24 protein-coding genes are annotated in these 26,648 nt (G+C 74.7%); 14 read left to right on the top strand and 10 right to left on the bottom strand.

Features of this window, described 5'->3' with window-relative positions:
* The first annotated feature begins 63 nt into the window (after positions 1 to 63).
* Positions 64 to 2,826, top strand: coding sequence for a flippase-like domain-containing protein (locus tag ACIA8Q_RS13565; RefSeq protein ID WP_396317204.1), 2,763 nt, complete (start codon positions 64 to 66; stop codon positions 2,824 to 2,826).
* 108 nt (positions 2,827 to 2,934) lie between these two features.
* Here the strand turns inward: ACIA8Q_RS13565 and moeZ are convergent, their stop codons facing one another.
* The 5 genes from moeZ to ACIA8Q_RS13540 all read right to left on the bottom strand — a co-directional run bounded on the left by moeZ (position 2,935) and on the right by ACIA8Q_RS13540 (position 9,507).
* On the bottom strand, positions 2,935 to 4,113 hold the full coding sequence (gene moeZ, locus ACIA8Q_RS13560) for an adenylyltransferase/sulfurtransferase MoeZ (protein ID WP_387904386.1): 1,179 nt from the start codon (positions 4,111 to 4,113) through the stop codon (positions 2,935 to 2,937).
* Positions 4,114 to 4,343: 230 nt separating this feature from the next.
* Positions 4,344 to 5,333 carry an NAD-dependent epimerase/dehydratase family protein gene (locus ACIA8Q_RS13555; RefSeq protein WP_360213853.1) on the bottom strand — a complete coding sequence of 330 codons (990 nt, stop codon included), beginning with the start codon at positions 5,331 to 5,333 and terminating at the stop codon, positions 4,344 to 4,346.
* 86 nt (positions 5,334 to 5,419) lie between these two features.
* Positions 5,420 to 6,514, bottom strand: a complete 1,095-nt coding sequence (locus tag ACIA8Q_RS13550) for a hypothetical protein (RefSeq protein WP_396317203.1) — start codon at positions 6,512 to 6,514, stop codon at positions 5,420 to 5,422.
* Complete coding sequence (locus ACIA8Q_RS13545; RefSeq protein WP_396317202.1) at positions 6,514 to 8,175, bottom strand: DUF3492 domain-containing protein; 1,662 nt, start codon at positions 8,173 to 8,175, stop codon at positions 6,514 to 6,516. Before ACIA8Q_RS13545 ends, ACIA8Q_RS13550 begins: the two co-directional genes overlap by 1 nt.
* Positions 8,176 to 8,604: 429 nt before the next feature.
* Complete coding sequence (locus ACIA8Q_RS13540) at positions 8,605 to 9,507, bottom strand: alpha/beta fold hydrolase (RefSeq protein ID WP_360213847.1); 903 nt, start codon at positions 9,505 to 9,507, stop codon at positions 8,605 to 8,607.
* Positions 9,508 to 9,724: 217 nt separating this feature from the next.
* On the opposite strand from ACIA8Q_RS13540, the gene ACIA8Q_RS13535 reads away from it, so the two are divergent.
* From ACIA8Q_RS13535 to ACIA8Q_RS13525, 3 genes are all read left to right on the top strand, one after another.
* Positions 9,725 to 10,384 (top strand): TetR/AcrR family transcriptional regulator, encoded by a 660-nt coding sequence (locus ACIA8Q_RS13535; RefSeq protein WP_360213845.1) that lies wholly within the window; start codon positions 9,725 to 9,727, stop codon positions 10,382 to 10,384.
* A 130-nt stretch (positions 10,385 to 10,514) separates the two neighbouring features.
* Positions 10,515 to 10,742, top strand: coding sequence for a DUF3107 domain-containing protein (locus tag ACIA8Q_RS13530; RefSeq protein ID WP_360213843.1), 228 nt, complete (start codon positions 10,515 to 10,517; stop codon positions 10,740 to 10,742).
* A 137-nt stretch (positions 10,743 to 10,879) separates the two neighbouring features.
* Positions 10,880 to 11,206, top strand: coding sequence for a hypothetical protein (locus ACIA8Q_RS13525; protein ID WP_360213841.1), 327 nt, complete (start codon positions 10,880 to 10,882; stop codon positions 11,204 to 11,206).
* A 15-nt stretch (positions 11,207 to 11,221) separates the two neighbouring features.
* Here the strand turns inward: ACIA8Q_RS13525 and ACIA8Q_RS13520 are convergent, their stop codons facing one another.
* Positions 11,222 to 11,950, bottom strand: coding sequence for a ferritin-like fold-containing protein (locus ACIA8Q_RS13520; protein ID WP_360213839.1), 729 nt, complete (start codon positions 11,948 to 11,950; stop codon positions 11,222 to 11,224).
* Between the two features lie 695 nt (positions 11,951 to 12,645).
* Between ACIA8Q_RS13520 and ACIA8Q_RS13515 the strand changes: the two genes are divergently transcribed.
* The 5 genes from ACIA8Q_RS13515 to ACIA8Q_RS13495 all read left to right on the top strand — a co-directional run bounded on the left by ACIA8Q_RS13515 (position 12,646) and on the right by ACIA8Q_RS13495 (position 17,947).
* A complete protein-coding gene (locus ACIA8Q_RS13515; protein ID WP_396317201.1) occupies positions 12,646 to 14,574 on the top strand; it encodes a DEAD/DEAH box helicase in 1,929 nt (642 codons plus the stop codon).
* Positions 14,575 to 14,693: 119 nt separating this feature from the next.
* Positions 14,694 to 15,569: an alpha/beta fold hydrolase gene (locus ACIA8Q_RS13510; RefSeq protein ID WP_387904394.1), complete on the top strand. Its 876-nt coding sequence runs from the start codon at positions 14,694 to 14,696 to the stop codon at positions 15,567 to 15,569.
* A 366-nt stretch (positions 15,570 to 15,935) separates the two neighbouring features.
* A complete protein-coding gene (locus ACIA8Q_RS13505) occupies positions 15,936 to 16,094 on the top strand; it encodes a hypothetical protein (RefSeq protein ID WP_360213911.1) in 159 nt (52 codons plus the stop codon).
* Positions 16,095 to 16,401: 307 nt separating this feature from the next.
* Positions 16,402 to 17,040 carry a DUF6758 family protein gene (locus ACIA8Q_RS13500; protein WP_360213833.1) on the top strand — a complete coding sequence of 213 codons (639 nt, stop codon included), beginning with the start codon at positions 16,402 to 16,404 and terminating at the stop codon, positions 17,038 to 17,040.
* Positions 17,041 to 17,086: 46 nt separating this feature from the next.
* Complete coding sequence (locus tag ACIA8Q_RS13495) at positions 17,087 to 17,947, top strand: PHP domain-containing protein (RefSeq protein WP_360213831.1); 861 nt, start codon at positions 17,087 to 17,089, stop codon at positions 17,945 to 17,947.
* A gap of 63 nt (positions 17,948 to 18,010) precedes the next feature.
* Here the strand turns inward: ACIA8Q_RS13495 and ACIA8Q_RS13490 are convergent, their stop codons facing one another.
* Positions 18,011 to 18,652 (bottom strand): suppressor of fused domain protein, encoded by a 642-nt coding sequence (locus ACIA8Q_RS13490; RefSeq protein ID WP_387904397.1) that lies wholly within the window; start codon positions 18,650 to 18,652, stop codon positions 18,011 to 18,013.
* A gap of 429 nt (positions 18,653 to 19,081) precedes the next feature.
* Between ACIA8Q_RS13490 and corA the strand changes: the two genes are divergently transcribed.
* Positions 19,082 to 20,203, top strand: a complete 1,122-nt coding sequence (gene corA, locus ACIA8Q_RS13485) for a magnesium/cobalt transporter CorA (protein WP_387904400.1) — start codon at positions 19,082 to 19,084, stop codon at positions 20,201 to 20,203.
* Positions 20,204 to 20,265: 62 nt separating this feature from the next.
* On the opposite strand, the gene ACIA8Q_RS13480 is transcribed toward corA, so the two are convergent.
* Complete coding sequence (locus tag ACIA8Q_RS13480) at positions 20,266 to 21,204, bottom strand: DMT family transporter (protein ID WP_387904403.1); 939 nt, start codon at positions 21,202 to 21,204, stop codon at positions 20,266 to 20,268.
* Positions 21,205 to 21,336: 132 nt separating this feature from the next.
* Between ACIA8Q_RS13480 and ACIA8Q_RS13475 the strand changes: the two genes are divergently transcribed.
* The 4 genes from ACIA8Q_RS13475 (at position 21,337) to ACIA8Q_RS13460 (ending at position 25,159) form a co-directional block, all read left to right on the top strand.
* Positions 21,337 to 21,876: a hypothetical protein gene (locus ACIA8Q_RS13475; RefSeq protein ID WP_396317200.1), complete on the top strand. Its 540-nt coding sequence runs from the start codon at positions 21,337 to 21,339 to the stop codon at positions 21,874 to 21,876.
* Positions 21,877 to 22,006: 130 nt separating this feature from the next.
* Positions 22,007 to 23,308: a magnesium transporter MgtE N-terminal domain-containing protein gene (locus ACIA8Q_RS13470; protein WP_396317199.1), complete on the top strand. Its 1,302-nt coding sequence runs from the start codon at positions 22,007 to 22,009 to the stop codon at positions 23,306 to 23,308.
* A 67-nt stretch (positions 23,309 to 23,375) separates the two neighbouring features.
* Positions 23,376 to 23,942: a DUF1003 domain-containing protein gene (locus ACIA8Q_RS13465; protein ID WP_360213901.1), complete on the top strand. Its 567-nt coding sequence runs from the start codon at positions 23,376 to 23,378 to the stop codon at positions 23,940 to 23,942.
* 56 nt (positions 23,943 to 23,998) lie between these two features.
* A complete protein-coding gene (locus tag ACIA8Q_RS13460; RefSeq protein ID WP_360213821.1) occupies positions 23,999 to 25,159 on the top strand; it encodes an Mrp/NBP35 family ATP-binding protein in 1,161 nt (386 codons plus the stop codon).
* Positions 25,160 to 25,307: 148 nt separating this feature from the next.
* Here ACIA8Q_RS13460 and ACIA8Q_RS13455 read toward each other — a convergent pair whose 3' ends face one another.
* Positions 25,308 to 25,985, bottom strand: a complete 678-nt coding sequence (locus ACIA8Q_RS13455) for a hypothetical protein (protein ID WP_360213819.1) — start codon at positions 25,983 to 25,985, stop codon at positions 25,308 to 25,310.
* A gap of 201 nt (positions 25,986 to 26,186) precedes the next feature.
* Complete coding sequence (locus tag ACIA8Q_RS13450; protein WP_360213817.1) at positions 26,187 to 26,624, bottom strand: sec-independent translocase; 438 nt, start codon at positions 26,622 to 26,624, stop codon at positions 26,187 to 26,189.
* Positions 26,625 to 26,648: the final 24 nt, after the last annotated feature.

Here is a 26,648-nt window from a genome sequence, read left to right as displayed (position 1 = left end):
ACGGGGCGCCGGGGCATGCCACCATCTTCGGGGCGGTGAGTGGTGATACGAGGACAAGACCAGATGACCGGGACGGCTGACGTGGGCGTGGACGAGGACTCCGACGAGTCCACCGCCGCCGTGCCCCCGGCTCCCGGTGGCGGGCCCGCGGAAGGGCCGACTCCGGAAGTCTCCCTGATCAAGGACCTGACGATCAAGACCCCCGCGCAGGCGCGCCCCGTCGAACCCGTCGAGCCCGTCGAACCCGGGCCCACCGAGCCCGCCCGACCGGCACCCGCCGGACCGCGGCCCGCCGAACCCGGACCTCCGGCCCGGCGGCCGCTGCCCGAGCAGCACGACCCGCTGGACGACACCCCGTACCTGGACGTCGACGAGCCCCTGCTCGCCGCCCGGGCGCACCGCCCGTCCGACCTGATCCGCTTCCTGGCCGGCGTCCTCGGCATAGTCGCCGTCTTCGTCCTGGCCGGCATCGCCACCTCGACCACCACCGGCATCGAGAAGGACATCTCCGACAACGCGCCGCACTTCTCCGCGGTGCTGTCCACCGTCACCGGGCTGCTCTCCAGCGTCGCGGTGCTCGCCGTGCCGCTGGCGTTCGCGGTCGAGCGGCTGATCAAACGCGACGGCCTGCGGGTCGCCGACGGGGTGCTCGCCTCGGTCCTCGCCTACGGCGTCTCGCTGGGCATCGACTGGTGGGTGGCCGAAGGCGCCTCCGAGCAGATCCGGGACGCGCTGACCCGGCTGCCGATGAACAGCAACGGCACCCTCACCGACCCGGTGCACGGCTACCTGGCCCCGGTGATCGCCTACATGACCGCGGTCGGCATGTCGAGCCGCCCCCGGTGGCGGGTCGCCCTCTGGGTGGTGGTGGTCTTCAGCGGGGTCACCGAGCTGCTCGGCGGCTACACCACCCCGCTGTCCCTGCTCCTCACCGTGCTGATCGGCTGGTCCGTCGCCTACGGCACGCTGTACGCGATCGGCTCCCCGAACATCCGGCCCACCGGCCAGCACCTGATGATCGGCCTGCGCAAGGTCGGCTTCACCCCGCGCAGCGCCCACCGCGCCCCGGACGCGCCCGGCGGCACCCGCCGCTACTACGTGACCCAGCAGAGCGGCCCGCCGCTGGACGTCCACATCATCGACCGCGAGCAGCAGGCCTCCGGCTTCTTCTACCGCGCCTGGCGGCGGCTGCGGCTGCGCTCGGTGGCGGTGCGCCGCAGCCCGCAGTCGCTGCGCCAGGCGCTGGAGCAGGAGGCCCTGATCGCCTACGCGGCGGCCGCCTCGGGCGCCCGCGCACCGCAGCTGGTCGCCACCTCCGAGCTGGGCCCGGACGCCGCGATCCTGGTCTACGGCAAGGTCGAGGGGCGGACCCTGGACGAGCTCGCCGACGAGGAGGTCACCGACCTGGTGATGGCCTCGCTCTGGGAGTCGGTGGCCGCGCTGCACGAGCGCCGGATCGCCCACCGCCGGCTCACCGGCGAGTCGCTGCTCGTCGTGGACGAGAAGACGGCCTGCCTGGTCAACCTCTCCGGCGGCGACATCGCCGCCACCGACCTGACCCTGCGCATCGACGTCGCCCAGCTGGTCACCACCTTCGCCCTGCGGATCGGCCCGGAGCGCGCCGTCGCCACCGCCAACGCCGTGCTCGGCGCCGACCGGGTGGCGCAGGCCCTGCCGCTGCTCCAGCCGGTCGGGATGAGCCGCTCGACCAGGATCGACCTCAACAAGCTGAGCAAGGAGCGCAAGGCCGCCGCCCGCGCGAAGGCCCTGGAGCAGGTCGCCGCCGGCGAGCGCACCCAGCAGCAGGCCGAGGAGGACATCGCGACGGCCGGCGAGGACCTGCTCAGCCGCATCCGCGGACAGATCCTGCAGATCGCCCCCGAGGCGCCGATGGAGCCGGCCAAGCTGGAACGGCTGAAGCCGAAGAGCCTGATCATGGTGATCGCGCTCACCTTCGCCGCCTACCTGGCGCTGACCACCATCAAGCCGGCCCAGCTCAAGCTCTCCCAGATGGACTGGGCCTGGGCGGCGGCGGCGCTGGCCGCGGCGGCCTTCAGCTACGTGGCCGCCGCGATGAGCCTGACCGGCTTCGTGCCGGAGAAGCTCCCGTTCCGGCGCACCGTCGCCGCACAGCTGGCCGGCTCCTTCGTGAAGCTGGTCGCCCCCGCCGCGATCGGCGGCATCGCGCTCAACACCCGGTACCTGCAGAAGGCCGGGATCCGCTCCGGCCAGGCGGTGGCCTCGGTCGGCGCCTCCCAGCTGGCCGGCCTGGCCGGGCACCTGCTGCTGCTGTTCAGCTTCGGCCTGATCACCGGCAGCCAGACCAACGGCGACCTCTCGGCCTCCCGCGCGGTGATCATCGGCGTGCTGACCGCCGCCGTGCTCGCCCTGGTGGTGGCGGCCGTCGCACCGCTGCGCCGGTTCGTGCTGGGCCGGCTGCGCTCGCTGTTCTTCGGCGTCGTGCCGCGGATGCTCGACCTGATGCAGACGCCCAGCAAGCTGGTCACCGGCTTCGGCGGCATCCTGCTGCTCACCCTGTCGTTCACCGCCTGCCTGGACGCCTCGGTGCAGGCCTTCGGCGGCAACGTCAGCTTCTCGGCGGTCGCGGTGGTCTTCCTGACCGCCAACGCGGCCGGCTCGGCGATCCCGACCCCCGGTGGCATCGGCCCGGTCGAGGTCGCGCTGATCGGCGCCCTGACGGTCGCGGACGTCTCACCGGCGGTCGCCACCCCGGCGGTCTTCCTCTACCGGGCGCTCACCTTCTGGCTGCCGGTGCTGCCGGGCTGGATCTCCTACAACGTGCTGCAGCGCCGGGGCGCGCTCTGACCCCTGCGCAGCCGCGCCGCCCGGGCCCCGCGGCGGGGCCCGGACACGCGGAAGGGCCCGCCGGGGCGGGCCCTTCGCAGACGTGGTCGCTCCTGCCGGAGCCCGGGTCTAGTAGACCGGCTTGTGCGGCTCGACCTGGTTGACCCAGCCGAGCACGCCGCCGCCCAGGTGGACGGCGTTGGCGAAGCCGGCCGCCTTCACCACGGCCAGCACCTCGGCCGAGCGCACGCCCGACTTGCAGTGCAGCACGATCTTGCGGTCCTGCGGCAGCTTCTCCAGGGCGTCGCCCATGAGGAACTCGTTCTTCGGGATCAGCACCGCGCCGGGGATGTTGACGATCTCGTACTCGCCGGGCTCGCGGACGTCGATCAGGAAGATGTCCTCCTTCTCGTCCTGCCACTGCTTCAGCTGGTGCGAGGTGATGGTCGAACCGGCGGCGGCGGCCTGCGCCTCCTCCGACACGACGCCGCAGAAGGCCTCGTAGTCGATCAGTTCGGTGACCGTCGGGTTCTCGCTGCAGACGGCGCAGTTCGGGTCCTTGCGGACCTTCACCTGGCGGTAGTTCATCTCCAGGGCGTCGTAGATCATCAGCCGGCCGACCAGCGGGTCGCCCACGCCGGCCAGCAGCTTGATTGCCTCGGTGACCTGGATCGAGCCGATGGACGCGCACAGCACGCCCAGCACGCCGCCCTCGGCGCAGGAGGGGACCATGCCCGGCGGCGGGGCCTCCGGGTAGAGGCAGCGGTAGCAGGGGCCGTGCTCGGCCCAGAACACGCTCGCCTGGCCGTCGAAGCGGTAGATCGAGCCCCACACGTACGGCTTGCCCAGCAGCACCGCGGCGTCGTTCACCAGGTAGCGGGTGGCGAAGTTGTCCGTGCCGTCCACGATCAGGTCGTAGCCGGAGAAGATCTCCATGACGTTGGAGTTGTCGAGGCGCTCCTCGTGGAGGATCACGTCGACGTAGGGGTTGATCTCCTTGACCGAGTCCCGCGCCGACTCCGCCTTGGAGCGGCCCACGTCCGACTGGCCGTGGATGATCTGGCGCTGCAGGTTGGACTCGTCCACCACGTCGAACTCGACGATGCCCAGCGTCCCGACACCGGCGGCGGCCAGGTACATCAGCGCGGGCGAGCCGAGGCCGCCGGCGCCGACGCACAGCACCTTGGCGTTCTTCAGCCGCTTCTGCCCGGCCATGCCCACGTCGGGGATGATCAGGTGGCGGGAGTACCTGCGGACCTCGTCAACGGTGAGCTCGTCGGCCGGCTCGACCAGGGGTGGCAACGACACGGGGACTCCGATGGGTGTCTGGTTCAGGTGGCCAGGGCCAGCCTCTTGGTGGGGTTTCTGCTCCGCCACGCGGGTGGCTGCTTACGCCAACAGTGTCACGTCCCTCCGGTATTCCGAGACAGCCCGTCCGATGGGCGAGACGGGTGGCGTCGGATCGTGGAACCGGCCGCCGCCGCCCGCAGGGCGCTCCGGGCCTGCGGTGACAGGCCCGGAGCGCCCCGGGGCACCGGTCAGACCCGGCAGGCCGTCTCCAGCCACACGTCGCCGAGCGACTCCTCCAGCGGCACCTGTGTCCGCCAGCCGAGACGGTCCCGGGCCGTCCGCACGTCCGCCTGCCGCCACGGCACCGGCTCCCCCGCGGCGGCCCGGCCCTCCGGACGGTGGCCCTCCGGGCGGTGGCCCGGGAGATGGTGGCCGGGCAGGTGGTCGCCGACCGGCCCGCCGGCCTGCGCGGGCAGCAGGACCTGCCGGTTCTCCTCCACGATCGACCCCTCGAAGCCGGACGCCCGGACCAGCAGCTGGGCCGCGTCCCGGGCCCGGACGGCGTGCCCGCTGCCGATGTTGACCACCCCGGTGGCGGCCGACACCGCGGCCGCCTGGATCGCCCGCGCGACGTCCCGCACGTCCACGAAATCCCGGTATCCGGACAGGTCCGGCATCCGGACCTGCGCCTCGTCCCGCTCCAGCGCCCGCCGCAGCCCCTCCGCGAGCCGCCCGAACAGCGAGGCGGTCGGGGCGCCCGGGCCCACCACGTCGAACACCCGCAGCACCGCCGCGTCCAGGCCGGAGGCCAGCACCAGCTCCGTCCCGGCCAGCTTGGACACCCCGTACGGGCCGACCGGCCGCGGTTCGGCCTGCTCCGACACCGGCACCCCGCCGGGCACCGGGCCGTACTCGGCGGCGGAGCCGACGTGCACCAGCCGGGCCGGCTCCCGGCTGCGCCGGATCGCCTCGCAGACGGTGGCGACGGCCAGCGTGTTCGACCGGATCAGCGTGCGCGAGCTGCCGTAGGTGGCGCCCGCGCAGTTGATCACCACCTGCGGCGCGACCGCGTCCAGGAACCGGGCCAGGGCACCCGGGCTCCCGGTGGTCAGGTCGAAGCGGATGTCGGCCGAGTCGCGCCGGCCGAGCACCGTCACCTGCAACTCGTGGTCCATCAGCAGACGATCGGTGACCCGGCGGCCGATGAAGCCGTCGGCGCCCAGCAGCAGCACCCTCATCGGGGGCGTCCTTCCACGAAGCGAGGTCGGGGACGACCTGGCGGACTGAAACCAACAGACGGAACGGGGGAGACGGCGGGCCGGGCTCAACGGTGCGACCCCGCACGGCCGAGCACCGCCCAGGCGTGCACCAGCAGCACCGCGGCGACCGCACCGCCCCCGAGCAGGACGGCCACCGGGACGGCCCGGCCCGACACGAGCAGGACGAGCGTCGCCGCGGGGCCGGCCGCCGCCCCCAGCGCGGCGGCCCGCTCCCGGCCGCAGCGCGCGAGCAGCGCGGGCAGCACCAGCAGAAGTCCCAGCACGCCCTGCGCCGCCCACTGCGCGGCGCCGGCCCGCTCGGCCGCCAGGTGGAGCAGCCCTCCGCCGTGGCTGGGGCCCGGGCGCGGCGCGACGACGGTCAGCACGGCCAGCGCGGCGAAGGTCAGCACCGCGAGCACCGCCAGGTGCAGGGCGACCGCCACCGGGAGCACCGGCCGCATCCGGGCCCGGAACTCGGCGAGCGTGCCCGCCGCCCCGAGGTGCCCGCGGCCGACCTGCCGGTACCAGCGGGCGGCCCGCTCGGCCGACCCGGCGGACAGCGCCGCCGCGAGCACCAGGGCGGCCGCGAGCCGCCGGTCCCCGTCCGCCGCGGCCAGCGGCAGCAGCAGCAGCCCGGCCAGGCCCAGCCCGTACCCGAACGCGGCCGGGCTCCGGCGCGAGCCCGCCGGGCGGCGCACCGGCCGGGCCGGGCCGAGCGCCCCCACCGGGCCGCCGGACGGCGGTGCCGGCTCGACCGCGGGGTCCGCGGTCAGCGCGGGCAGGAGCAGCAGCGGGACGGCGGCCGGCAGCAGCACCGGCCAGCGGCCGCCGAGCGCGGCGGCCGCCGCACAGGGCAGCGCGGCCAGCCCGGCGGCGGTCAGGCTCGCCCGGGCGGCGCCGCGTTGCCGGCCGCCGCACGGCGGCTCGGGTGCCGGGGGCCGCCGGGGCACCCGGGCGTACAGCTCCTCGGCGAGCGAGAACAGGTCGGCGTGCCGGCAGCGCGCGGCGGCGTCCGGGCCGAACCCGGCCTCCTCCAGCCCGGCGGCGATCTCCAGCGGGTCGACGGCCCGTTCGCACAGCGTCCGGTGCTCGGCCATCACCTCGCGGACCGGGTCGCCCACCGGGCGGCCGGTGCCGCCGACCGCCGCGCCGCCGGCCATCAGACGGCCTCCGCGAGGGCGCCGGGGCGCTCCTGCGCGCCGGCGTCACCGCTCTCCTCGACCGGGCCGGCCGGGCCGGGCCGGCCGGCCCTCGGGTCGGCGGGGCGGTGCGGGCCGCCGTCCGGGGCGTCCGCGCCGCGCCGTCCGTCGGCCAGCCAGTACTCGGCGGGCCGGGCGAACGGGCGCGGCGGCTCCCCGGCCGTGCCGCCGCCGGCGCCGTCCGGGAAGGCCGGGTACTGCGAGACCAGCTCCAGGTAGATCTCCCGGAAGGCACCTATCACCGGCTCGACGGCGAAGCGTTCCTGCGCCCGAAGCCGCCCGGCCAGCCCGAGCCTGGCCCGCCGCTCCTCGTCGCGCAGCAGCGCCAGGCAGGCGCCGGCCAGGGCGCGCGGGTCCCGGGCCGGCACCAGCAGTCCGGTTGGCCCGACCACCTCCCGGGCCACCCCTACGTCGGTGGACACCACCGCGCGGCCGCTGAGCATCGCGTCGGCGAGCAGCCGCGGGCTGCGCTGGGAAAGCCCGGAGAAGACCGCCACCGTGCCGCCCTCCCAGACCTCGGCGAGCGAGCCGGGCCGGCCGGCGAAGTCGACCGCCGCCGACACCCCGAGCCGCTCGGCGACGGCCGCGCAGTGCGCCCGGTAGCCGGGCGCCGCCTCCTCGCCGTGGACCACCAGCCGGGCCCGCGGCACCTCGGCCCGCACCTGCGCGAAGGCGTGCAGCATCAGTTCGGCGTCCCGCCCGGGCTCCAGCGCGCCCGCCCAGACCAGGGTCGGCTCGTCCGGCTCGGGCCCGGCCGCCGGTCGGGACACCGCGGACGTGCCCTCGTACACCACCCGGGTGCGCGCCGGATCGGCCCCGCAGCGGCGCTGCCACTGCTGGTCGTGGACGCTGCCGGGGGTCAGTACGGCGGCCTGCCGGTAGGTCTCCTCGGTGAGCGCCCGGAAGAACGCCAGCAGCAGCGCCCGGACCGGCCAGCGGTACGGCGCCTCGCGGTAGCCGAGGTACTGCTCGCGCAGGTGCAGGCCGTGCTCGGTGACCACGAACGGCACCCCGTGCAGCTGCCGGGCGACCAGCGCGGGCAGCGCCGCCGGGCCGCCGCCGACCACGTGGCAGAGGTCGGCACCGCCCAGGCCGCCGGGCCCGGTGCCGTACCACGGCGCGGAGAGCGGCCGCAGGCACTGCTCCAGCAGGTCCGCCGCGACCAGCACGTCGCAGACCAGAGGCTGCCCGGCGGAGGTGTCCGCGCCCGGCAGCCGCCAGACCCGTTCCAGGGTGCGCCGGGCGTGCACCGAGGAGAGGAAGGCGGGCAGCGCGCCGTCCTCCCGGGCGAGCGCGGCCAGCCGGTACAGCCCGGCGCCGAAGCCCGCCCGCTCCCCCGGCATCACCAGCGCCCGGACGAGCTGCTCGTACGCCCCGGCGTAGCGGCGTCTGCGCAGCGCGCCGGGGGCTCTGCCGCCCCGCCGGCGCCCCCACAGCGCCAGCTCGTGCACCCCGCGCCAGACGGACGACGGACGCCCCGCGGCGGCCCGGCCCCCGGGCGGTGCGAGCAGGTAGAGCTCGAACCCGTGCTCCGGGAGGCCCTCGGCCAGCCGGTCGCACCAGCCGCCGGCGGCACGCTGGGGATGCGGACGGGCACCCTCGGTGAGCAGGGCAACGCGCACGGGAGACCTCCAGGACAGAGCGGATCACGGGCGGATCACGGGCGGATCGACGGATGGGCCGGGCGGCCCGGGCGGTCGCCGGGGCGGCCCCGCGCGGCGGCGGGACGGCCGGGGCGAAGGGCCCGGTCGGCCGGGTGCGACGGCACCGGGACGCTCCCCGGCCGCACGGCCGGGTGGTGTCGGGGCGGCGGCCCGGCCGCGGTCCTCCCGCGATCCGTTCCCCGGGCCCGCGCCCGTTCCGGCGGTCGGTCCCGACCCGCCGGGACGACGGGTGCGGCCGTCCTCCGGCTCCTCCGGCGACCGCGCCTCCCCCACACCTGTTCGGTCCGACAGCAGAAAGGTAGGACCGGGCCCGGGCAATCCATCGGTCACATGCCTGGTTGCCACCTGAACGAGTGAACCGGCGTGACCTCGCCCGGAACGGGGCCGTTACCGGGCGGCCTCCGCGATCAGCTCGCGCACGGCCCTGGCCACCTGGTCGGGGTGCTCCATCATCGCGACGTGGCCGGACTCCGGAAGGACCAGCAGCCGGGCGTCGGCGAACGCCGCGCAGGCCCGCCGGGCCGAGCGGTAGCCGACCAGCTTGTCGCGCAGCCCGTACACCAGCAGCACCGGCGCCGGCACGTTCTCGGCCTGGCGCCACAGCGCCTGGTCGCCGCGCTCGGTGTAGGCGGAGACGATCCCGCGGGCCGAGCCGGTCAGCGCCTGCATCGCGTGCGGCACCTCCAGCCGGCGGCGGTACTCGGCCACCGCCTCGGCACGGGCCGCCGCGGACAGTCCGGCCGGGTCCCCGTAGACCAGCCGCAGCAGGTCCTCGGTGGCCTGCTCGGGGCCGCGCGCGTTCACCGGCAGGCGGCGCAGCAGCACGGGCAGCCCGGGCAGCGCGAGCAGGCCGGTCGACCAGGCGGAGCGCTGCGGCGGCAGCTCGGGCAGGGCCGGCGAGACCAGGGTGAGGCTGCGCACGAGGTCCGGGCGCAGTGCCGCCAGCCGGACGGCGACCGCGCCCCCGAGGGAGTTGCCGAACAGGTGGACCGGCCCGCGGCCGGCGGCCTCCAGGTAGCCGATCACCGCGCGGACGTGGCCGGAGACGCTGAGGTTGCCGTCGGCGGGCGGGCCGGAGCGCCCGAAGCCGGGCAGGTCCACCGCCTCGCCGTCGACCACGTCGCCGAGCCGGTCCATCAGGGCCGTCCAGTTGGCCGCGGAGCCTCCGAGGCCGTGCACGAACAGGCCCGGCTCCCGGCCGTCCGCCCCGTCGCCCGCGGCCGGGCGGTGCACCGCGAGCACCGCGCCGGGAACCTCGACCGTCCGCACCTGCTGCTCAGCGCCGCTCATGGTGGACGATGGTAGTGAGCCCCGGCCGGGGCCGCGGGGGCGGTCCGGCCGTTCCCTCCCCCGTCGCACCCCTGCCGATGCCGAGGTCAGCGCCGTATTGTGGGCTCCTGACAAGGAGGCCGAGGCCTTTTCTCGTTCCCGCCGAACGCGGAAGCGGTTACCGAAAAGTAGAATCGGCCCTCTTGCCAGCCCGGAACAACCCGAAGTGAGGAGCGCCGTGACGGCCATCCAGGAGGCGCAGGAGCGCCCGCGCGGTGCCCGCCTGCCGCGAAGCGCCCGCCGCGAACAACTGCTCGGTGCCGCCCAGGAGGTGTTCGTCGCCCAGGGCTACCACGCGGCCGCCATGGACGACATCGCCGACCGCGCCGGGGTCAGCAAGCCGGTGCTGTACCAGCACTTCCCCGGGAAGCTGGAGCTCTACCTGGCGCTGCTGGACAAGCACTGCGACGCCCTCGTCGAGTCGACCCGGGACGCGCTGTCGACGACCACCGACAACAAGCTCCGGGTCGCCGCGACGATGGAGGCGTACTTCAACTACGTCTCCAGCGAGTCCGGCGCGTTCCGACTGGTCTTCGAGTCGGACCTGACCAACGAGCCGGCCGTGCGCGAGCGCGTCGAGCGGGCCTCCGAGGCGAGCGCGACGCTGGTCAGCAAGGTGATCCAGGAGGACACCGACCTGCCGGAGTCGGAGTCCAAGCTGCTCGCCGCCGGCGTCTGCGGCCTGGCCCAGATCACCGCCCGCTACTGGCTCTCGCAGGGCCTGGAGATCCCCCGCGACGAGGCGGTGCGGCTGGTCGCCAGCCTGGCCTGGCGCGGCCTGAAGGGCTTCCCGATGCACCCGACCGGCGAGGGCGAGGCACCCTCCCAGCAGGGGTGATCCGGCGACCTTCGCCGCCGCGGTGATCCCGTGCTCTATGGTGAAGCCGTACGGCGCGGTCGCCGCGAACGCTTGTTCCAGGCGGGCGTCGTCCGCGCGTGGAGGCTGCAACCCCGGAGGGACGGAAGTCGTGGAGGTCAAGATCGGCGTGCAGAACGCGCCGCGCGAGATCGTGATCGAGAGCTCGCAGACTGCCGATGAGGTCGAGAGCGCGGTCGCGAAGGCGCTGGAGGGCTCCACCAAGCTCTTCGCGCTGACCGACGAGCACGGCCGCCGCGTCATCGTCCCGGCCGAGCGCCTGGCGTACGTGGAGATCGGCGAGCAGGCCGTCCGCAAGGTCGGTTTCGGCACCGCCTGAGGCGACGTCCGAGCAGCGCACCCGGTGCCCCGTTCCCCCCGTGGGAGCGGGGCACCGCTGCGTGTACCGCCCGGTGGGCCTGGGTACGGCGTCAGTGCGGCCGGCGGCGCCGCGCACCCGTCCCCGGGGAGGCAGTCTTGCTGGTCGAGTCGATCGCCTTCGCCCTGGTCGGCCTGGTCACGGGCCTGACCGCGCTGCTGGCCCGGCCCGCGTACTTCCCGGCGGCCCGTTCGCTCACCATGGGCACCGCGCTGGCGGCGGCCCTGCTGGGCGGGGTGGTCGCGCACTTCTGTCTGGACGGGCGGTACCCGGTCGGCGCGGTGGCGGCCGCGGTGCTGGCCTCGGCGGTGCTCACCTCGGCCCTGGCCCGGCCGGACCTGGCCGCCGGGCGGGCCCCGGCGCACCGGCACCACCCGCACCGGGCCGGCGCCCACCGCGCGCCGCGGCGGCACCGGCCCGCGTAGGTCCTGTCCGGTGGGTCAGGAGGCCAGGCCCAGGGCGGCCATCCGCCGGGTGTGCGCCTCGGTGATGCGGTTGAACATCTTGCCGACCTCGACCAGGTCGAAGCCCTGCACCCGGACGCCGCCGACCAGCAGGTTGGACAGCGCGTCCCGCTCGGCCACCACCCGCTGGGCCTGGCTGAGCGCCTCGCCCATCAGCCGCCGGCCCCACAGGGCGAGCCGGCCGCCGGCCCGCGGGTCGGCCTCGATGGCCTGGCGCACCTTGTCCACGGCGAACTGGGCGTGGCCCGTGTCGGACATCACGCCGAGCACCAGCTCGCGGGTGTCGTCGTCGAGCCGGACGGCGACCTCGCGGTAGAAGTCGGTCGCGATGGCGTCGCCCACGTAGGCCTTGACCAGGCCCTCCAGCCAGTCCGAGGGCGCCGTCATCCGGTGGAACAGCTCCAGCGGCTCGACGAAGGGGCGCATCGCCTCCTGCGGGTCGGCACCGACCTCGGCGAGGCGGTCGTGCAGCCGCTGGTAGTGCTGGAACTCCGCGGAGGCCATCCGGGCCAGGGCAGCCTTGTCCGCGAGGTCCGGCGCCAGCTTGGCGTCCTCGGCGAGGCGCTCGAAGGCGCTCAGCTCGCCGTACGCGAGCGCGCCGAGCAGATCCAGCACCGCCGCCCGGTACCCCGGGTCGGCCGAGCACGCGGCCCAGTCCCCGATCGAGCCGGCCGCGGCGTCCTGCGTCTCACCATGGGTCTCCATGACCCGTCACCTTAGTCCCGACGGCCCGGCTCCCCCACCACCGGACGCACCCGGGTGACCGGCCGGAATCCCGGTTCCGGCCGTGGTCGCCCGGGGCAATGTCAGACGCGTCACGTGTTCGAGTCGTCGCCTGACTGTATGGTGGTACGGAGCCCCGTCGTGCTCGCACGGTGTCACCGCCGTCTCGGTGCCCCGCGCAAGCCCGCTCCCTAGCGGCGACGTCCACCCGGACGCGTCCGCACCGGAGGCACGGGTACTCACGTACGCGGATGCCCGGTCGGAGAGCCGATCGGCTCCGACCATGGCTTGGACTTCAAGCCTTGGCACCGCATCAGTGGCCGAGCGAGGGCCGCCGAGACCGCGCCCCCTGGCGCATGGTCCCGCGCAGGTCCCTCACGGGAATCCTCCCCGACGCCGCCGGCGACGCGCCCCGCACCGGGCCGCGCGCACCGGCCGGCCGCAGGGACCGGCGCGGTTGTGCGTCCGCGCAGCTGTATCAGGGCCGTCCCGGCCCGTACGCAGCCGCGCGGCTGCCCGCCCGCCGCTCGCTCTCGGCCCCTCCACACGGAAGAGGCAGCACCCTGTCCACCACCGCTGAACCCATCAAGACGACCTTCCGGGACCTGGGAATCCTCCCGGAGACCGCCGAGGCCCTGGAGGCCGTCGGCATCGTCCATCCCTTCCCCATCCAGGAGATGACCCTCCCGGTCGCGCTGACCGGCCACGACGTCATCGGCCAGGCCAAGACCGGCACCGGCAAGACCCTCGGTTTCGGCCTCCCGCTGATCGAGCGGGTCATCGTGCGCGCCGACGTGGACGCCGGCCGGGCCACCGAGGAGCAGCTCTCCGAGTCCCCGCAGGCGCTGATCGTCGTCCCGACCCGCGAGCTCTGCACCCAGGTCACCAACGACCTGCAGACCGCCGGCAAGGTCCGTGACGTCCGCGTCCTGGCCGTCTACGGCGGCCGCGCCTACGAGCCGCAGGTCGAGGCGCTCGCCAAGGGCGTCGACATCGTGGTCGGCACCCCGGGCCGTCTGCTGGACCTCGCCGGCCAGAAGAAGCTGAACCTGTCCAAGGTCCGCTCGCTGGTCCTGGACGAGGCCGACGAGATGCTCGACCTGGGCTTCCTGCCCGACGTCGAGAAGATCATCACCATGCTGCCGGCCAAGCGGCAGACCCTGCTGTTCTCGGCCACCATGCCGGGCCAGGTCATCAGCCTCGCCCGCCGGTACATGAGCCAGCCGACCCACATCCGGGCCGCCGCCCCGGACGACACCGGCACCACCGTCGCCAACATCGAGCAGCACATCTTCCGTGCCCACTCGCTGGACAAGGTCGAGGTCGTCTCGCGCATCCTGCAGGCCGACGGCCGCGGGCTGGCGATGATCTTCTGCCGGACCAAGCGCACCGCCGCCGACGTCTCCGACCAGCTGACCCAGCGCGGCTTCGCGGCCGGCGCGGTCCACGGCGACCTCGGCCAGGGCGCCCGCGAGCAGGCGCTGCGCGCCTTCCGCAACGGCAAGGTCGACGTCCTGGTCTGCACCGACGTCGCCGCCCGCGGCATCGACGTCGAGGGCGTCACCCACGTCGTCAACTACCAGTGCCCCGAGGACGAGAAGACCTACCTGCACCGGATCGGCCGCACCGGCCGGGCCGGCGCCTCGGGCACCGCGGTCACGCTGGTCGACTGGGACGACATCCCGCGCTGGCAGCTGATCAACAAGGCGCTCGAGCTGCCGTTCAACGACCCGGAGGAGACCTACTCCACCTCCGCGCACCTGTACGAGCTGCTCAAGATCGCGCCGGGCACCAAGGGCGTCCTGCCGCGCTCGGAGCGGACCCGCGCCGGGCTGAACGCGGAGGAGGTCGAGGACCTCGGCGAGACCGGCGGACGCGGTGCGCGCGCCGCCCGCGGCCGCGGCGGGCGCAGTGGCCCGGCCCGCGAGGCCGTCGAGGCCGCCGTGGCGACCGAGGAGCAGCCGCGCCGCACCCGTGAGCGCCGCCGCACCCGGCGGGGCTCGGTGGTCGGCGAGGGCGAGGCCGGTACGGCCGTCGAGACCGCGTCGGCCGTGGCCGTCGAGGGCACCGAGGGCGAGGCGGCTCCGCGCCGCCGTCGCCGCCGTTCGCGCGGCGCCGCCGGTGAGGCCGCCGTCGCCGTGACCGAGACCGTCGAGGCCGTCGTGGCGGCTCCGGTGGCGGAGGCTCCGGCCGCCGAGGCCGTCGCCGAGGAGAAGCCGGCCGCGCGCCGCACCCGGACCCGCAAGCCGAAGGCGGAGGCCGTCGAGGCCGCCACCGAGGCCCCGGCCGCCGAGGCCGTCGCCGCGGAGGCCCCGGCCACCGCGGAGAAGAAGCCCGCCCGCACCCGGACCCGCAAGCCGAAGGCGGAGGCCGTCGAGGCCGCCACCGAGGCCCCGGCCGCCGAGGCCGTCGCTGCGGAGGCCCCGGCCACCGCGGAGAAGAAGCCCGCCCGCACCCGGACCCGCAAGCCGAAGGCCCAGGCCGAGACCGCCCCGGCGGCGGCCGAGGCCCCGGCCGCCGAGGCCGTCGCCGAGGTTCCGGCCCCGCGCAAGCGCACCCGCACCCGCAAGGCCGCCGCCGCCCCGGAGGCGACCCCGGAGAGCTGACGCACCCCGCCCCGGAGGGGGCGGGCCCGGCCGATCGCGGCCCGGCCCGCCCCCTCCGGCGTTCCCGGGTTCCCCGATACGCTCGGGTTACCGGCCAGTCGCCCGCAGGAGAGCAGCCCATGAGCACCCCGCCGTTCCTCACCCTCCCCCGCTGCGCCCGGGCGCTGCGGCTGTCGACCGCGCGCGGGGAGTTCGCCGCGCTGCGGGCCGAGCCGGACGGGCCGGTGCGCGGCTCGGCGCTGCTGGTACCGGGCTTCACCGGCAGCAAGGAGGACTTCATCGCCCTGCTGGAGCCGCTGGCGGCCGCGGGCTACCGGGTGACGGCGGTGGACCAGCGCGGCCAGTACGAGACCGGCGGCCCGGACGACCCGGCCGCCTACGCGGTCGGCGCGCTGGGGGCGGACGTCCGGGCCCTCACCGCGGCCGTCGCCGCGGAGGGCGTCCCGACGCACCTGCTGGGCCACTCCTTCGGCGGGCAGGTGGTCCGGGAGGCGGTGCTGGCCGCCGCGGCGGACGGCCCGTCGCCGTGGCGCTCGCTGACCCTGATGTCCACCGGCCCGGGGGCGATCGACCCGGCCGAGGCGGCCCGCACCAAGCTGCTGCTGGACGCCCTCCCGGCGCTGAGCCTGGAGGAGATCTGGCAGGTCATGCAGCAGATGGAGGAGGGCTCCGGGGACCAGCGGCAGCGCCCGGACCAGGCGGTCGCGCAGTTCCTGCACCGCCGCTGGCTGGCCAACGTCCCGCTGGCGCTGACCGTCACCGGGGGCCATCTGGTCGCCGCCCCGGACCGGGTGGCGGAGCTGGCCGCGGCCACCGCCGGCCTGCCGGTGCTGGTGCTGTCCGGGGTGCGGGACTACGCCTGGCCGGTGCCGGAGCAGTCCGCGATGGCCCGGCGGCTGGGCGCCCGCCGGGTGGTCGTCGAGGACGCCGGTCACTCCCCCAACGCCGAGCGTCCGGCCGCCACGGCCGCGGCGCTGGCCGACTTCTGGGGCTGACCGCCCCGACCCCCGGGAGTGGTCTGAACCACTTTTCGAAGTTCGACCGTCCTCAACACGGGACAAAATTCGTTAGTTACGGTAATCTTTGATTCTGTCCGGGAATCATCACCGGCCTCCAGGTCATCGCGAACCATCCGAAACCTGGACTTTACGGACGGGCAACGGCCCGGTAGCACCGCCACGACACCGTGGTTCACGAGGCACCAGACGCACCGGGCAAGAGGGGGACCCTTGCCGCAGCAGGCAGCCGAACGCACGAACCGAACGGTCCGGACTCACCGCCGGACCCGCACGACCCCGAAAGGGCTGATACCGACTCAGCCGCGACCGCCCCGCCCCGCGGGGCCAGGAAAGGAGACGCCCATGACGAAGACCATGCGCTTCGAGATCGTCCGACTGGACGACGCCAACGGCTCCGCCACCGACCGCGTGATCGCCGACGCCGACACCGTCCGCGAGCTCGTCCAGGCCGCCGCCAGCACCGGCGAGCGACTGCTCATCCGCCCGTGCCCGACCGTCTGACCACGCGCGGCGCCTCCGGCCCGGAGACCTCACCCGCCGCCGACGAGCCCGGAGCGTCCGATCCGGACGTACCGATACCCGACTGACGCCCCGTCACCGCGATCGCCGATGACGGGGCGTCAGTGCGTTCGGACCCGTCGCCCCCGACGTTTGCCGCCGCCCCCCACGGGACATCCCCCAACGGGAACCGCCCGCACCGCGCCCACCGCGCGCGCCGGACGGGCCCGCCACCGACAGGTACCGCCGAGCCCTCCGTACGGGTGATCGTCCTTGACGCGGCGGTCCGGAGGGAGGAGCGTTGTCGGCTATGAGGGGCGAGCCCAGCTGCCCGAGGTGCGCCGGTCGGGTCCGCGCCCCCGGTCTGTTCTCAGACACCTGGCAGTGCGACCGGCACGGAGCCGTGCACCCGATGCAGCCGGTGCTGCCGCCGAGCGTGGAGGCCCTCGGCGTGGCCGTCGCCCGTTCCCAGGTCCCCGTCTGGCTGCCCTGGCCGCTCCCGGTCGGCTGGCTCTACACCGGCATCTCGCACGTCGGCGACGACGTCTCCGGCGCCCGGGCCACCGCCGTGGCCTGCGCCGGCCCGGCACCGCTCGGCGGCTTCGGCGAACTGGTGCTGGTCGCCGAGGAGCTGGGCGTCGGCCTCGGCGCCCGCTACGCCGGGATGCCCGGGCCCGACCCGGGCGACTCCGTCGGCCTCTACAAGCCCGCCGACGCCAAGCTGATGGCCGCCGGCCGGCCCACCCCGATGTTCCACGTCCCGGACGCCCCGGCCGACCGCGCCGTGTTCGTCGGCGAGGCCAGGGGGCTCTGGCTCTGGGCGATCGCCTGGCCCGAGCAGTCCGCCCTGGTGATGTACGACGAACTGGTGCTCACCGACCTGCGCGAGGCCGGCGCCGAGCTGGACCTGCTCCCCTGCGGCGCCCTCTCCCCCCGGCTCCTCGGTTGAACGGCTTATCCTGGGCCGCACCCACGAGCCCCCAGGAGCCCGCCCCGTGCGCATCGACCTGCACGCCCACAGCAACGCCTCCGACGGCACCGACAGCCCGGCCGAGCTGGTCGCCGCGGCGGTGGCCGCGCGGCTCGACGTCGTGGCGCTCACCGACCACGACACCGTCGCGGGCCACCGGGAGGCCGAGGAGGCCGTCCGGGCGCTGCCGGCCGGCACCCGGCTGACCGTCGTCCCCGGCGCCGAACTGTCCTGCGTCGTGGGCGACGTCAGCATGCACCTGCTCGCGTACCTCTTCGACCCGGACGAGCCGGCCTTCGCCGGCGAGCGGGAGCTGGTGCGCACCGACCGGTTCCGGCGCGGGCGGGCGATCGTCGAACGCTGCCGGGAGCTCGGCGCCGACATCAGCTGGGAGCAGGTGCAGCGGATCGCCGGGGCCGGTTCGGTCGGGCGGCCGCACATCGCCAGCGCGCTGGTCGAGGCCGGGGTGGTGGCCACCGTCTCCGACGCCTTCACCGCCGACTGGCTGGCCAACGGCGGCCGGGCGGACGTCCGCAAGCACGAGACCGACCCGGTCGAGGCGGTCCGACTGGTCCGGGCGGCCGGGGGCGTCCCGGTCTTCGCCCACCCCGGAGCGGTCAAGCGCGGGCGGACCGTCTCGGACGAGGTGATCGCCGACCTCGCGGCCGCCGGGCTGGCCGGGCTGGAGGTCGACCACACCGACCACGACGAGGAGACCAGGCTGCGGCTGCGCGGACTGGCCGGCGAGCTCGGACTGCTGGTCACCGGCTCCAGCGACTACCACGGCAGCCGCAAGACCGTCCGGCTCGGCGAGCACACCACCGACCCGGACGTGTACGAGGCGCTGCTGGCGCAGGCCACCGGCGCGAAGCCGATCACGGGCTGACGCCCCGCCCGGCCGGCGTCGCTGCCGGCCGGGCCCGTCGGCCGGGCTGGCCGGCCCGGCCGGTCAGTCCAGCCGGACGCCGCGCCGCTGCGGGTCGCGCAGGTCGGTGCCCTGGTTCAGCCAGCGCTCCTGGAGCGCGGCCGCACCGTGCACCCGCTTCCAGCCGGCCTCGTTGGGCGTCATCGGCAGCAGCGGCAGGAAGCGCACCGGATCGGCCGGTTCGTCCAGTTCCAGGTCCGGCACCAGACCGCCCGGTTCGGCGGCCAGCACCGAGGTGAAGGGCGCGCCCTCCCAGAGCGGGGCACCCAGGTCCAGCGAGCCGCCCGGGGCCACCACCAGGCCCTCGACCTGCGGCGTCGCGGCCAGCGTCGCCAGGCTGCGCAGCACGCTGTCGCGCCCGCCGCGGACGGTCAGCACCAGCTCGGCGCGCGGGCCGCGCAGCTGGTCGGCGACCATCGCCGTCGGGTCGGCCATCGGCGCGGCGGACATGCCGAGCGTCGCGTAGCGGACCAGTCCGTCGGCGTCGGGGCCGAAGCGCAGCACCTCGATCCGGTCGGTGCCGAGGAAGGTGACCGCGGCGCGGCCGCTCGGCTCGCCGAAGGTGGCGATCAGCCGGGCCTCGACGGCCGCCAGCACCGCCTCCCGGGAGAGCGCCGGGGAGCTGCCGCCGTGGGGATCGCCGAAGAGCGGGAAGTCGTGCGCCATGCCGGTGAGCGTAACCCGCGGGGGCCGGCCGACCGCGTGCGGGCGGGCCAGGGCAAAGACTCGGGAAACCCCGCGGCACCGATGACCGGTCAGATGTTAGGGTGAGCGACTGGCCACCGGAAACGCTGCGTTTCCCGGGGCGGCGGCGCGAAGGAGGTGGTTGCGGTGGATACCGGCCGACCATGCAGTACCGGCAGCTCTACCCGGCCCCGAACTCCCCGTACCCCTCGCCACGCAGGCTGAACCGGCTGAACCAGCCGAAGTAGCCCGGGCAAGGCCGGACGCGGGACGGACCGGCCGGGAGAGCACCCCTCATCCCCTTCACCGGTGTTCTTCGCCGTCGCACCACGGCCACCCGTTCCTCCCCCGGCCCAGGCCCGGGGGGATCCCGCGCCGCCGTGCGGCGGCTCCTGTCCCAGGGAGCCTGCCATGTCGATGATCAACAGCCTGCGCGCCGCCGTCCGCACCAACCGCCGTCGTTCCGCGGCCGGCGTGTACGACGCCGTCCCGGTGGGCGCCGGCTCGGCGGTCGTCGACTGCGCGGTCTACCAGCACGGCAAGCGCAACGGCGAGACCTGCAGCCCGCGCGAGGCCGCCCGCCGGGTCAAGGCGTCACACCAACTCGCCGAGGGCAAGGGGTCGTTCAGCTGGATCGGGCTGCACGAGCCGACCGAGGACGAGTTCGAGGGCATCGCCCAGCGCTTCGGCCTGCACCCGCTCGCGGTCGAGGACGCGGTGCACGCGCACCAGCGCCCCAAGGTCGAGCGCTACGACGACGTGCTGTTCGCCGTCTTCAAGACCATCCGCTACGTCGAGCACGACCAACTCACGCCCACCAGCGAGGTGGTGGAGACCGGCGAGCTGATGGTCTTCGCCGGGCGGGACTTCGTCATCACCGTCCGGCACGGCGGCCACGGTTCGCTGCAGGAGCTGCGGCACCGGCTGGAGGCCGATGCGGACGAGTCCGGACTGCTCGCCAAGGGCCCGTCCGCGGTGCTGCACGCGATCGCCGACCACGTCGTGGACAACTACCTGCTGGTCGCCGAGCGGCTGCAGAACGACGTCGACGAGATCGAGTACGGCGTCTTCTCGGCCAAGGGCGGGCGCAGCTCCGACGTCGGCCGCGTCTACCAACTCAAGCGCGAGGTACTGGAGTTCAAGCGCGCCGTGGTACCGCTGCTGCGCCCCATGCAGCAGCTGTCGGAGCCCCTGCAGCGCCTCGTCGACCCGGAGATCCAGAAGTACTTCCGGGACGTCGCCGACCACCTGGCCCGGGTCACCGAGCAGGTGCACGGCTTCGACGAGCTGCTGAACTCCCTGCTGCAGGCCAATCTGGCCCAGGTCTCGGTGGCGCAGAACGAGGACATGCGCAAGATCACCGCCTGGGCGGCGATCTTCGCGGTGCCCACCATGATCACCGGCGTGTACGGCATGAACTTCGACTACATGCCCGAGCTGCACCACGAGTACGGCTACCCGATGGTGCTCGGCGCGATCGTCCTGATCTGCATCGGCATGTACCGGGGCTTCCGCCGCAACGGCTGGCTCTAGGACCTGTCTTCGAACCCGCGTCTGCGGGGCGACCCCGGGGGTTTGAAGACAGGCCGTAGGCCCTACCCCTCGGCCCGGCGCCGGCCGCCCCGGGCGACCAGCACCAGGCCGAGCAGGATCAGCACCACCGCCGGGTAGGCCGCCACCGGCGGCCACTGGCCGAGCCAGAGGGCGGCGATCAGGGCCGCGCCCGGGGTCTCCAGCAGGATCGCCGTGGAGGTGATCGAGGGGCCGAGGGTGCGCACCACGCGGTTGCTCAGCGAGTGGCCCAGCAGCTGCGCGGCGACCATCAGCAGCACGATCTGCCACCACACCCCGGCCGGCCAGCCGGCCAGCGGGGTCCCGGCGACCAGGCAGATCACCAGCAGGCCCACCGCCGTGGTGGCGTAGCAGACCAGCGTGTACGCCGTGGTGCTGACGGTCCTGCGGACCTCGGCGCCCAGCAGCATGTACCCCGCCGCGGCCAGGCCCGCGCCGAGCGCGAGGGCGTCGCCGAGCAGGGCGCGCGAGGAGAGCGAGAGGTCGACGCCGGTCAGCACCAGCACACCGGCGAAGGCCACGCACATCCCGAGCCACACCAGCCGCGGCGCCCGGACGCCGAACAGCCGCATCAGCAGGATCGTCCACAGCGGGGTGGTGGTGACCAGCGCCGTCGCCGAGGCCACCGAGGTCATCCGCAGGCTGGGCATCCAGAGCGCGAAGTGCACGGCGAGCAGAGCGCCTGCGGCCGTCGCGAGCAGCAGCGCCCGGCGGCCGATCCCGCGCAGCTCGGCGCGGTGGCGCAGCAGCGCGTAGGGGCCGAGCACGCCGACCGACATGACGTTGCGCCAGAACGCGATGGCCAGCGCGGGCGCGGCGGTGGCGCTGATCAGCGGGCCGGACAGCGAGATGCCGGCGATCGAGACGGCGAGCAGCACCAGGTCGAGGGTGGGGAGGGGGTGGCCCGGCCGGACGGTGTCGGCGGCGGGTGCGGGGGCGGTCGCGGGCCGGGCGGCGGGCACGGCGCTCCTCTGCTGGGTGACGTGGACGAGGGGCTCCTACGGTAAGGCCCGTGAGTCGGGCACGGAGCTGTCGCCCGGGGGCTGAGACACTCCGTGGACGGCAGGCGAGCCCGAGGCCGTACGCTGTCCGCCATGGACCGTACGCCTGCCGCCGCGACCTCCGACGACTTCCTCGACCAGGCCCTGCTGGAGGAGGCCGCGAAGAAGTCCGGCCTCCTCTGGGTCCGCGCGGAGGGCCAGGAACAGGCCCGCCCGCTCTGGCACGCCTGGCACGACGGCGCGGTGGTGGTGGTCGGCGACGGCGGCGAGCAGCCGCTGCACGGCCTGGTGGCCGGCTCCGACGCGGTGGTGACCGTCCGCAGCAAGGACAAGGGCGGCCGACTGACCGGCTGGAACGCCCGGGTGTCCGAGCTCGCCCCGAACGGCGAGGCCTGGCTGGGCGCCGTCGAGGAGCTCAAGGGCAAGCGGCTGAACGCGCCCGACACCGACACCATCGGCGACCGCTGGGCCCGCGAGTGCCGGGTGCTGCGGCTGGAGCCGGCCGGCGCCCTCACCGAACGCCCGGACGCCATGCCGGACGGCTCGCACGCCGCCCGGCCGATGGACACCCCGGCCACCACCCGCCGGCCGATCCCGGCCGGTCTGCCCAAACTGCTGTTCAAGCGCCGCTAAAGGTTCACGCCCGGGCCTCCGCGGCTGTGTACGGTGCCTCGTCGGGCCGGGGCACCGACGCGCGGGTAGCCTAGGCCCCGGGTGCGCCCCGGCGTGCCAGGCACCGGCGTCGAGCGAGTCGAGGGAGTTCATGGCAGGGCCAGGTACCCGGGTCTTCATCTCCCACCTCTCGGCGCTCGCCGTGTTCGACCCGAACGGCGACCAGGTGGGCCGGGTCCGGGACGTGGTCGTCTCGCTGCGGCTCGGCGGCCGCCCCCCGCGGGTCCTCGGCCTGGTGGTCGAGGTGGTCGGCCGGCGCCGGATCTTCCTGCCGATGACCAGGGTCACCAGCATGGAGTCCGGTCAGGTGCTCACCACCGGCGTGATCAACCTGCGGCGCTTCGAGCAGCGCCCGTCCGAGACGATGGTGCTCGCCGAGCTGCTGGACCGCACCGTCACCTGGTCCAAGACCGGCGAGGAGGTCACCGTCCTGGACGTCGGGATGGTGCAGACCCGGCTGCGCGAGTGGGAGATCAGCAAGGTCTTCGTCCAGATCGGCCGGGCCGGCCGGCTGCGCAAGGGCAAGGGCGAGCGGCTCACCCTGGACTGGCAGGACGTCACCGGCTTCGCGTTGCCCGAACAGGACCAGGGCGCCGCCAACCTGCTGGCCACCTTCGAGCAGCTGCGCGCCGCCGACCTCGCCAGCGTGATGCACCACCTGTCCGCCAAGCGCCGGGCCGAGGTGGCCGCCGCCCTCGACGACGAGCGGCTCGCCGACGTCCTGGAGGAGCTGCCCGAGGACGACCAGATCGAGATCATCGGCAAGCTCCAGGACGAACGCGCCGCCGACGTCCTCGAGGCGATGGACCCGGACGACGCCGCCGACCTGCTCTCCGAACTGCCCGGCGACGAGGCCGAGCGCCTGCTCCAGCTGATGGAGCCGGACGAGGCCGAGCCCGTCCGCCGCCTGCTGTCGTACGAGGAGAACACCGCCGGCGGTCTGATGACCACCGAACCGGTCGTCCTGGAGCCGGACGCCACGGTGGCCGAGGCCCTCGCCCGGATCCGGGTCCGCGACCACAAGCCCGCGCTGGCCGCGCAGGTGTACGTGTGCCGGCCGCCGAACGAGACCCCGACCGGCAAGTACCTGGGCACCGTGCACTTCCAGCGGCTGCTGCGCGAACCCCCGTACGTCCTGGTCGGCTCCCTCGTCGACGACGACCTGGACCCGCTGCCGCCGGACACCCCGCTGTCGCTGATCACCAGCTACCTGGCGACCTACAACCTGGTCTCGGCGCCGGTCGTCGACGAGGCGGACCACCTGCTCGGCGCGGTCACCGTCGACGACGTGCTCGACCACCTGCTGCCCGAGGACTGGCGCGAGGCCGCCCTGCACGGCCACGACGATGCACAGGGCGACGACACGAGGGAAGAGGTGCGTGGTGGACGCTGACCGCAAGGGACGGCGGGAGGAGTCCCCCCGCCAGCGCCTCCAGAGCGAGCTGCGCCAGCTCCGGGAGCTGCGCAACCGCGAGGGCGGCCGGGAGCGGCGCACCGAGACCTCCTCCACCGGCCCGTCGCGCAGCCGGCTCGACCAGCCGCGCACCGCCCGGCCCGGCCTGATCAGCCTGCCCTCGTACGACCCGGAGGCGTTCGGCAAGCTCTCCGAGCGGATCGCGCGCTTCCTGGGCACCGGCCGGTTCATCGTCTGGATGACGGTGGTGATCATCATCTGGGTGGCCTGGAACACCCTGCTGCCCGAGGACGTGCGGTTCGACAGCTACCCGTTCATCTTCCTGACCCTGGTCCTGTCCCTCCAGGCCTCCTACGCGGCCCCGCTGATCCTGCTCGCGCAGAACCGCCAGGACAACCGGGACCGCGTCAACATGGAGCAGGACCGCGCCCGCAGCGACCGCAACATCGCCGACACCGAGTACCTGACCCGCGAGGTCGCGGCCCTGCGCCACGGGCTCGGGGAGGTCGCCACCCGCGCCTTTATCTCCTCCGAGCTGGGCAGCATCCGCACCGAACTCCAGTCGCTCCTCAAGGAGATCGACGAGCGCCGGGAGTCCGCCGAGGCGCTGTGACCGGCGGCACGCTACCGACTGGTTAAGGGGCACCCCCCGCGCCGTACCATCAAGGCATGGCCAACGAGACAGAGGTCGCGGCCGGCGTCACGGAGGATTCCGTACGCCAGGCGCTGGCGACCGTCAACGACCCGGAGATCAACCGCCCGATCACCGAGATCGGGATGGTGAAATCGGTCGCGATCGCCGAGGACGGCGCCGTGCACGTCGCGGTCTACCTGACCGTCTCCGGCTGCCCGATGCGCGACACCATCGTCACCCGGGTCCGCGAGGCGGTCGGCAAGGTCCCGGGCGTGACCGGTGTCGAGGTCGAGCTCGACGTGATGAGCGACGAGCAGCGCAAGGAGCTCTCCCAGCTGCTGCGCGGCGGCGCCCCCGAGCGGGAGATCCCGTTCGCCAAGCCGGGCACGCTGACCCGCGTCTACGCCGTCGCCTCCGGCAAGGGCGGCGTCGGCAAGTCCTCGGTGACCGTCAACCTGGCCGCCGCGATGGCCGCCGACGGGCTGAAGGTCGCCGTCGTGGACGCCGACATCTACGGCCACAGCGTGCCGCGCATGCTCGGCGTCGAGGGCCGGCCCACCCAGGTCCAGGACATGATCATGCCGCCGCAGGCGAACGGCGTGAAGGTCATCTCGATCGGCATGTTCACCCCGGGCAACGCCCCGGTCGTCTGGCGCGGCCCGATGCTGCACCGCGCGCTGCAGCAGTTCCTCGCCGACGTGTACTGGGGCGACCTGGACGTGCTGCTGCTGGACCTGCCGCCCGGCACCGGCGACATCGCGATCTCGGTGGCGCAGCTGGTCCCCAACGCGGAGATCCTGATCGTCACCACCCCGCAGATGGCCGCCGCCGAGGTGGCCGAGCGGGCCGGCACCATCGCGGTGCAGACCCACCAGAAGATCGTCGGCGTGATCGAGAACATGTCCGGCATGCCGTGCCCGCACTGCGACGAGATGATCGACGTCTTCGGCACCGGCGGCGGCCAGGTCGTCGCGGAGGCGCTCACCCGCACCGTCGGCGCGACCGTCCCGGTGCTCGGCTCGATCCCGATCGACGTCCGCCTGCGCGAGGGCGGCGACGACGGCCGCCCGGTCGTGCTCGCCGCGCCCGACTCCCCCGCCGGCGCCGCGCTGCGCGCCGTCGCCGGCAAGCTCGGCGGCCGCCAGCGCGGCCTGTCCGGCCTCTCCCTGGGCCTGACGCCCAAGAACAAGTTCTGACCCCGGGCCCACGGGGCGGAACTGACGGACCGACGGGCCGGAGGCCGGGTGGTGCCCACCACCCGGCCTCCGGCGTCCGCGGCGGCGGGGCGGACCGGCGCGGGCCCCGGAACGGCCGGCAGGACCGGCCCGACGGGGCCTGCGGGGCCTACGGGCGGGTGTAGGCCGCCAGGTCCGGGACGGTGGCGAAGCCGGCGCCGTAGGCGCTCACTCCACGGCCGTACGCACCGAGCAGGACGCCGGGGGCCTCGCCCGCGAGCACCCAGCCGTACTCCGACTCGCGGTAGCGGAAGGGCTGCGGGAGGCCGTTGACCGGCAGGCTCAGGGTGGACCAGCCGGGGCCGGCCAGGTCGTCGGCGAGGTCCCAGGCGAGGCTGCTCTGCTGGTCCAGCCAGTCCTGGCGCAGCGCCCGGTCGAGCTGGCCGGGCCAGGTCGAGGCGAGCAGGCCGGAGCCGGCCAGCCAGGCCGCCGAGGAGGCGGAGGTCGCCTCCAGGGTGCCGGTGTTGTCGGCGCTGCGGCGGCTGTCCCGGCGGGCTACCGTGACCACGACGGCGAAGCGGCGCACGTCCCGCGGCTCGTACTGTCTGGCCGGCTCCTCGCCGTGGCCGAGGGTGCCGTAGTCGACGCCGCCGGCCGCCCCGGCGCGGGGGCCGCCCGCACCGGCCTGCATCAGGTAGCGGCGGCCGGTCCAGCCGTCGTCCAGGCCGTACCAGGGGAAGTCGGCGGACAGGTAGGGCACCAGGGGGTCCGCCGGACCGGCCTGCCCGCCGACCACCGGGCCGCCGGCCGTGGCCGTCGTCCCCACCGACTGACTCGTCGCGTCCATCCCCGGACCTCCTCAACCGCACGTTTGCCTGCCGTGGCGCGCTCCCATCGTGGCGTACCGCGGCGCTCCCGGGGGCCGTTCCTGGCCCGCGACCGGGCGGAATGTGACGGACGGCTCATCGGGAGCAATCAGCACAATAGCGGCGCACACGCCGGCGCCCCGCTCAGCCGGGCGGCCGGGCGGGGCGCGGTCGGTACGTGCTCAGGTGGCGTCGGGGTCGAACGGGGGCCGCTCGCCGGGCTGCAGCGGGGCGCCCGCGGCGGCCGCGGCCGGGGCCGCGGGCTTGTCGAAGCTGACGCTGCCGCTGCGGCCGTTCACCGGCGCCGCGGGCTTGTCGTCCAGGACGGAACGGATGTCGAGCGAGTCCTTCATGTCCTTGAGGCCCAGCGGGTCCTCGTTGCCGCCCAGCAGCTGCTTGCGCACGAAGGTCTTGGGGTGCAGGTCCTCGAAGTCGAAGTCCTTGAAGTCCGGGCCGAGCTCGCTGCGGATGTCCTCCTTCGCGTTGTCCGCGAAGGACCGGACCTTCCGGATGAAGCCCATGGTGTCCTGGATCAGCTTCGGGAGCTTGTCGGGGCCGAAGATGATGATCGCCATCACGATCAGGGTCAGGATCTCCAGCCCGCCTACATCGCTGAACACCTAAGCTCCCTAGCTCGTCGGACG

Source organism: Kitasatospora sp. NPDC051705 (assembly GCF_044453265.1).
Classification (GTDB): Bacteria; Actinomycetota; Actinomycetes; order Streptomycetales; family Streptomycetaceae; genus Kitasatospora.
Note: the sequence above shows the minus strand (reverse complement) of the source record. Positions and strands in the feature narration are given on the sequence as shown.

Coding starts and splice junctions, on each gene's coding strand:
- ACIA8Q_RS13565 (WP_396317204.1), top strand. CDS start 64: ATGACCGGGACGGCTGACGTGGGCGTGGACGAGGACTCCGACGAGTCC.
- ACIA8Q_RS13555 (WP_360213853.1), bottom strand. CDS start 5,333: ATGAGGGTGCTGCTGCTGGGCGCCGACGGCTTCATCGGCCGCCGGGTC.
- ACIA8Q_RS13550 (WP_396317203.1), bottom strand. CDS start 6,514: ATGGCCGGCGGCGCGGCGGTCGGCGGCACCGGCCGCCCGGTGGGCGAC.
- ACIA8Q_RS13540 (WP_360213847.1), bottom strand. CDS start 9,507: ATGAGCGGCGCTGAGCAGCAGGTGCGGACGGTCGAGGTTCCCGGCGCG.
- ACIA8Q_RS13520 (WP_360213839.1), bottom strand. CDS start 11,950: ATGGAGACCCATGGTGAGACGCAGGACGCCGCGGCCGGCTCGATCGGG.
- ACIA8Q_RS13515 (WP_396317201.1), top strand. CDS start 12,646: ATGACCCTCCCGGTCGCGCTGACCGGCCACGACGTCATCGGCCAGGCC.
- ACIA8Q_RS13510 (WP_387904394.1), top strand. CDS start 14,694: ATGAGCACCCCGCCGTTCCTCACCCTCCCCCGCTGCGCCCGGGCGCTG.
- ACIA8Q_RS13505 (WP_360213911.1), top strand. CDS start 15,936: ATGACGAAGACCATGCGCTTCGAGATCGTCCGACTGGACGACGCCAAC.
- ACIA8Q_RS13500 (WP_360213833.1), top strand. CDS start 16,402: ATGAGGGGCGAGCCCAGCTGCCCGAGGTGCGCCGGTCGGGTCCGCGCC.
- ACIA8Q_RS13490 (WP_387904397.1), bottom strand. CDS start 18,652: ATGGCGCACGACTTCCCGCTCTTCGGCGATCCCCACGGCGGCAGCTCC.
- corA (WP_387904400.1), top strand. CDS start 19,082: ATGTCGATGATCAACAGCCTGCGCGCCGCCGTCCGCACCAACCGCCGT.
- ACIA8Q_RS13475 (WP_396317200.1), top strand. CDS start 21,337: ATGGACCGTACGCCTGCCGCCGCGACCTCCGACGACTTCCTCGACCAG.
- ACIA8Q_RS13470 (WP_396317199.1), top strand. CDS start 22,007: ATGGCAGGGCCAGGTACCCGGGTCTTCATCTCCCACCTCTCGGCGCTC.
- ACIA8Q_RS13460 (WP_360213821.1), top strand. CDS start 23,999: ATGGCCAACGAGACAGAGGTCGCGGCCGGCGTCACGGAGGATTCCGTA.
- ACIA8Q_RS13455 (WP_360213819.1), bottom strand. CDS start 25,985: ATGGACGCGACGAGTCAGTCGGTGGGGACGACGGCCACGGCCGGCGGC.